The 5,502-nt window shown below is 36.2% G+C and carries 7 protein-coding genes; 5 read left to right on the top strand and 2 right to left on the bottom strand.

Features of this window, described 5'->3' with window-relative positions; translation table 11 throughout:
- The first annotated feature begins 118 nt into the window (after positions 1 to 118).
- Genes JZO83_RS13625 through JZO83_RS13615 form a run of 3 tightly spaced genes read left to right on the top strand, consistent with a single transcriptional unit; the run spans position 119 to position 1,852 of the window.
- Positions 119 to 694, top strand: coding sequence for a TIGR00730 family Rossman fold protein (locus tag JZO83_RS13625; RefSeq protein ID WP_206859519.1), 576 nt, complete (start codon positions 119 to 121; stop codon positions 692 to 694).
- Positions 694 to 1,134, top strand: coding sequence for a nucleoside 2-deoxyribosyltransferase (locus JZO83_RS13620; protein WP_206859517.1), 441 nt, complete (start codon positions 694 to 696; stop codon positions 1,132 to 1,134). The genes JZO83_RS13625 and JZO83_RS13620 overlap by 1 nt, the downstream gene beginning before the upstream one ends.
- A 16-nt stretch (positions 1,135 to 1,150) precedes the next feature.
- A complete protein-coding gene (locus JZO83_RS13615) occupies positions 1,151 to 1,852 on the top strand; it encodes a deoxynucleoside kinase (RefSeq protein ID WP_206859515.1) in 702 nt (233 codons plus the stop codon).
- A gap of 61 nt (positions 1,853 to 1,913) precedes the next feature.
- On the opposite strand, the gene JZO83_RS13610 is transcribed toward JZO83_RS13615, so the two are convergent.
- Both JZO83_RS13610 and JZO83_RS13605 read right to left on the bottom strand, forming a co-directional pair.
- Positions 1,914 to 2,096 (bottom strand): hypothetical protein, encoded by a 183-nt coding sequence (locus JZO83_RS13610; RefSeq protein ID WP_206859513.1) that lies wholly within the window; start codon positions 2,094 to 2,096, stop codon positions 1,914 to 1,916.
- A gap of 193 nt (positions 2,097 to 2,289) precedes the next feature.
- Positions 2,290 to 2,706 (bottom strand): hypothetical protein, encoded by a 417-nt coding sequence (locus tag JZO83_RS13605; RefSeq protein ID WP_206859512.1) that lies wholly within the window; start codon positions 2,704 to 2,706, stop codon positions 2,290 to 2,292.
- A gap of 342 nt (positions 2,707 to 3,048) precedes the next feature.
- Between JZO83_RS13605 and JZO83_RS13600 the strand changes: the two genes are divergently transcribed.
- Entirely contained in the window at positions 3,049 to 4,443 is a 1,395-nt protein-coding gene (locus JZO83_RS13600) for a glycoside hydrolase family 1 protein (RefSeq protein WP_206859510.1), read from the top strand.
- Between the two features lie 193 nt (positions 4,444 to 4,636).
- Positions 4,637 to 5,188 carry a hypothetical protein gene (locus tag JZO83_RS13595; protein ID WP_206859508.1) on the top strand — a complete coding sequence of 184 codons (552 nt, stop codon included), beginning with the start codon at positions 4,637 to 4,639 and terminating at the stop codon, positions 5,186 to 5,188.
- The last annotated feature ends 314 nt before the right edge of the window (positions 5,189 to 5,502 follow it).

Genomic DNA, 5,502 nt, shown 5'->3' with positions numbered 1-5,502 from the left:
AACACTATATATAGTGTTTTTTGTTTTATATAACACTAAATGATAACAAAATCTAGTCTTTTCTTTTAAAAAAACAAGAGTAGAATAAAGGTAGTTCTACAAGTGAGGATGTGTTTTTTTGAAGTTAACAATTTTTTGTGGTTCCCGTTTCGGACACGATCAGAAGTATCTTCTTTTGGCTGAAACGATTGGAAAATATATGGTAGAAAAACAAATCGAATTAGTATATGGTGGCTCAAACTCCGGTATTATGGGTGTATTTAGTCGCACGATTTTAGAAAATGGCGGACAAGTAACGGGGATCTATCCTGTGGGGCTGTTTTCTGACGAATTACCTAAAACAGATGTAACGACGTTTATTCCAACGGAAACGATCGATAAGCGTAAAGAATTACTATTTGAACAAGGTGATGCAGTGTTGGTTTATCCTGGTGGGCTGGGCACACTGGAAGAATTCTCACAATTGCTTTCATGGATGGCCATCGGTTTGATTCCAGAAAAGCCGATCGGTATCTTGGATGTTCAGGGGTATTATTCAAATTTGAAAGATTTGCTTGGGCACTTTGTGAGTGAAGGATTCATGTCAGAAAAATGGCTAGATCAACTTTATTTTTCAAATGATCCTTTTAAGTTGATCGATCAATTATGTGCAGTAGAAGAACAAACAAAATCAATGATGCAGGAGATTAAATAATGAGTTATATTTATTTAGCAGGACCTTTTTTTTCAGAAGAACAAACCGAGCGCATTGCTCGTGTTGAAAAGGCATTGACTGCCAATCCTACAATGGATAGTTTTTATTCACCAAGGCACCATCAACATAGTAATTATGAGATGTTCAGTGAAGGATGGGCACAAGAGGTCTACGAAAGAGATATGAAAGAGTTACAGGCAGCAGATTTGGTTGTGGGGATATTAGATTTTGAACATCAGACGATCGATCCAGGTACTGCTTATGAATTAGGCGTTGCCACGATGATGGATAAACCGATCATCATTTTCCAAGAAGAAAGTGTACCGACTAATTTGATGATCACACAAAGTTTGCATTCATATGTAAAATCGATCGAAGCAATCGAAACATATGATTTCAAGATGTTGCCAAAAAGCGTCTATAAAGGCGAATACTTATAGAATGAGAAGGGATTAGATGTCAGTGATATTGATTTCAGGAACAATTGGTGCAGGAAAGAGCAGTTTGACCGACATGCTTGCCAAAAAGATTGATTCAAAACCATTTTATGAAAATGTAGAGGACAACGAGGTACTACCTTTGTTTTACTCAAATCCAGAACAATATGCGTTTTTATTGCAAATTTTCTTTTTAAATAAACGTTTTTTAGCAATGAAAAATGCCTTGAACCATGACGACAACGTATTGGATCGTTCGATCTATGAAGACAGTTTATTGTTTCATCTAAATGCTGATCTAGGACGTGTATCAGACATTGAAGTTCAACAATACGATAACTTATTGGACACGATGCTTCATGAATTAGATGATGTTGCTCCTAAAAAAAGACCAGATTTACTCGTGCATATCAAAGTTTCTCTTGATACGATGCTGGAACGAATCAAAAAACGTGGACGTGAGTATGAACAATTGGAAAGTGATGAAACACTTTATCAGTATTACCGATCATTAAATGAACGATATGATCAATGGTATGAAGACTTCGATGTTTGTCCTAAGATCCAAATCGATGGAGATGCCTTCGATTTTGTCGAAAGACCTGAAGATGCACAAGTGGTGATTGAACAGATCGAAGCGAAGTTAGCTGAATTAGAAGAGCAACAAGCTGGAAGTTACTACACCGACAATCAACACGCAAAAGGTCAAAAGTTAGACTAGTGAATACTATGTAAGAGAAAAGTCGCCACTGTGGTCAGTGACGACTTTTTTTGATGCTTGTCTATTTTCTCGTTTCTTTATGCGCTTCTTCTTCCTTTATAGAAAAGTCAAAAGGTTGATTTGAGCCTTCGATCATTTTGTGACAATGGTCACAAAAATTGGCTCTTCCTTGGTCGTTGATTTCTGTATGTACGTTTTGGGGTGTCGTACAAGCACAGTAATCTTGAGTATTTGCTGTATGCATATTTTTTCTCCTTAATATATCAAGTGCTTCTTTACTATAGCAGAAACACAGAATAGAAACAAAATAAATTAAGAAAACTTAGAATTTTTTATAAATGATATTCGTCTATTATAGAAGAATGTAAAACGATAAAAGAAGCAGATAGACCGACTAATAAACTGTCAGTCTGCTGCTTCTTTATTGTGCAATGGTTCTATAAAGTATAGATATTGCCTTCCTCGTCTTCTATACGGAAGTTTCCGATTTTTCTAAAATGAAAAGTTTGGTTCTTATCATCTTTTTTACCAACGATCGTATACTGTTCATCTTCAGTCGTGATCTTGACATCGGTTAGAACGATTTTCTCTTGAGAAGAATTTGCCGTATCAGTTGCAGATTCTGCATACGTACGGGTCCATTCCATCGTATCGTCCTTAAAGATGATTTCCGCATTGGCTAAGTCCATATTTTTTCGGACCTTCAGCGTATAGGTACTATTTTTTATATCAGATTCATCCGCCTGAAAAGTGGTGGTATTCGTTGTTTCTTCAGTTGATTGATTTGCTTGGCTACACCCAGAAAAAGTGAACAAAGCAAAAATCAACGTAAAGCAAATCAGTGTTTTTTTCAAAATAATGCCCCCAGTAGATTGGATAAAGTGATTATACCATTGAATCCAGTAATATGAAATAAAGGGGACAAGATACGCCGTGCTATTTGGCAAGGGCGATTGGCTTTACCGGTAGCTCTAGAAAATGATTCTTGTATTTCAACGTTGGAGAAAAAAGCCATTATGCTCGACTTGTCAAATGAAAAAAGTGAGAAGATCACTTCGTACATTTTTTCTTTGAATTGGTCTAGTCTTTTTATAGAAAACGGTTTATAATAATGGTTGTAAACTGAGAAAACGTTTGCTATATTGAAAGTGCGCAACATAAAAAAACATAAATGAAAAAAACAATGAGGTGCAAAGATGACAACTTATCAATTTCCAGAAAAATTTTGGTGGGGTTCCGCAGCTAGTGGACCACAAACAGAAGGACGCATACTTGGCGATGATAAAGGCGACAATATTTTTGATTATTGGTTTTCAAAAGAGCCAGAAAAATTCTTTGATCAAGTAGGTCCAGGAAAAGCGTCTCAAGTTTATACGAAATATAAAGAAGATGTGCAGTTGATGAAACAGACTGGTCATAATTCTTTTCGAACATCTATTCAATGGAGTCGCTTGATTCCAGATGAAACAGGTAACGTAAATCCACAAGCAGTCGCATTTTATAACAGCTATTTTGATGAACTGATTGCTCATGGCATCGAGCCATTTGTCAATTTGTATCATTTTGATATGCCGATGTACCTTCAGGAAAAAGGTGGTTGGTTGGCTCGTGAAACTGTCGAAGCCTATGAGACATATGCTAAAACTTGTTTTGAATTATTCGGGACAAAGATAAAAAAATGGTTCACGCACAATGAGCCGATCGTTCCTGTTGAGGCTGGCTATTTATATCGTTGGCATTATCCTGAAGAATCAGATATGAAAAAGGCAGTCCAAGTTGGCTATCATGAGGCGTTATCTTCTGCTTTAGCTATCAAAGCCTATCATGAGTCTGAGCAAGATGGAAAAATCGGGATCATTTTGAATTTGACGCCTAGTTATCCAAGAGATGAAAACAATCCTGAAGATGTGAAAGCAGCGAAAATTGCTGATGCCTTTTTCAATCGTTCCTTTTTAGATCCTGCGGTCAAAGGGGATTTTCCACAAGAATTGATTGAAATCGTGACAGACCTCGCGATTCTTCCTGAGATGGAAGAAGGAGATTTAGCGATCATCAAAAATAATACTGTCGATCTATTAGGTATCAATTATTATCAACCACGGCGAGTAAAAGCAAAAGAATCAGCAGTTGATCACAAGAACGGTCCAATGCCAGAAGATTACTTTGATAACTATGAAATGCCGGGACGTAAAATGAATCCTTATCGCGGTTGGGAAATCTATGAACAAGGCATTTACGACATTTTGATCAATGTTCGTGATAACTATGGTAATATCGACTGCTTTATCTCAGAAAATGGCATGGGTGTTGAAAATGAAGCACGTTTTATTGAAGAAGATGGGATGATCCATGATGATTACCGCATCGAATTTGTTCAAGAACATTTAAAATATGTCCATCAAGCAATCGAAGAAGGAGCGAACTGCTTAGGTTATCATATGTGGACGTGTATGGACAATTGGTCATGGACGAATGCTTATAAGAATCGCTATGGTTTTATTTCAGTTGACCTAGCAGATGGCAAACGAACGATCAAAAAATCTGGATACTGGTTCAAAGAAGTATCTGAACAAAATGGATTCTCTGTTTGATTAGAAATTTGTTCTTTTTTGATATTTTTTAATTTAAAAATATCATCCCGAGATTGACGATGATCTCGGGATTTTTTTCTTTTCAAAAAATAATTTTTCGTTATTTTTTATCTTTTTCTTTAATTTCTACGCTTAATGTTTCATTTTTTGTATATAATAGATTAGGTAAATTTGAATGGGAGTGGAAGAAGGTATGCGAAAAAAAAGGCCTTTTCTTCTCTTTTGGTTAGTTGGCTTTTTTATAATACTTATATTATCCGCAGTAATTTCTGGTAAATTGACCGCTGATCTCGCTCATGAAGAACCAGAAAAAACCATTGCAAATAAAGCTTCAGTAGATGAATTCAAAAAAGAATTTTCAACCTATTGGTGGGCAGACTACGAAGTCGTAGCAAACTACGAAAAGGGTGAATTAGAGATTTATCTGCCAAAAGACAAGGAAAAAAATCAATTCATCAATGTGAATGATGTCTTAAGTGCCATTTCAATCAGACAAGTCCAACACGGGGATAAGCACTTGACCGTTTTGCTGTTGACTGATGATAAGCAAAAAGTCGCTCGGCTAAAAAACGGGAAGGTATCATCGAGTTATTCTGAAAAAGTAGACCCAGAGATGGTCGATCAACGTTTAGCTGAATGGCAGAAAACGACAGAAGAAATCCAAGAAATATCGGAAACGACATCAGATTCTGTTTCTGACGAGACGACCAGTACGACCAGTTCTGTCACAGTGACTGAACCTTAGCAGTGAGAACGGTGTAGCTACGTGAAAAAAGTTCAAAGGGCTATTGAGATCAGCCATTTGAAGAGCTTGTAATAGAGGGATTCATTACTAAGAAACAAGGTGGTATCTACAAAAATTTTGTAGATACCACCTTGTTTTAGAAGAAGTGGCTTTTTAAACGAGAAAAATCTAGCTAGAAAACGCAAGTTATTAATTTATAAAAAAGAGTAAAAAATCAAACTTTTTTAGCAAAAATCGAATTTTTAGGAGCAAAATAGACAGGAATAATAATTTAGAGAGAAGTGGTGACTTTGCAACAGCTAAAAAAACATGAC

Source organism: Enterococcus sp. DIV1298c (assembly GCF_017316315.1).
GTDB classification, from domain to species: Bacteria; Bacillota; Bacilli; order Lactobacillales; family Enterococcaceae; genus Enterococcus_B; species Enterococcus_B mangumiae.
Note: the sequence above shows the minus strand (reverse complement) of the source record. Positions and strands in the feature narration are given on the sequence as shown.

What these genes read in the sequence shown, in the direction of transcription:
- JZO83_RS13620 (WP_206859517.1), top strand. Translation starts at nt 694, where the DNA reads ATGAGTTATATTTATTTAGCAGGACCTTTTTTTTCAGAAGAACAAACC.
- JZO83_RS13615 (WP_206859515.1), top strand. Translation starts at nt 1,151, where the DNA reads ATGTCAGTGATATTGATTTCAGGAACAATTGGTGCAGGAAAGAGCAGT.
- JZO83_RS13610 (WP_206859513.1), bottom strand. Translation starts at nt 2,096, where the DNA reads ATGCATACAGCAAATACTCAAGATTACTGTGCTTGTACGACACCCCAA.
- JZO83_RS13600 (WP_206859510.1), top strand. Translation starts at nt 3,049, where the DNA reads ATGACAACTTATCAATTTCCAGAAAAATTTTGGTGGGGTTCCGCAGCT.
- JZO83_RS13595 (WP_206859508.1), top strand. Translation starts at nt 4,637, where the DNA reads ATGCGAAAAAAAAGGCCTTTTCTTCTCTTTTGGTTAGTTGGCTTTTTT.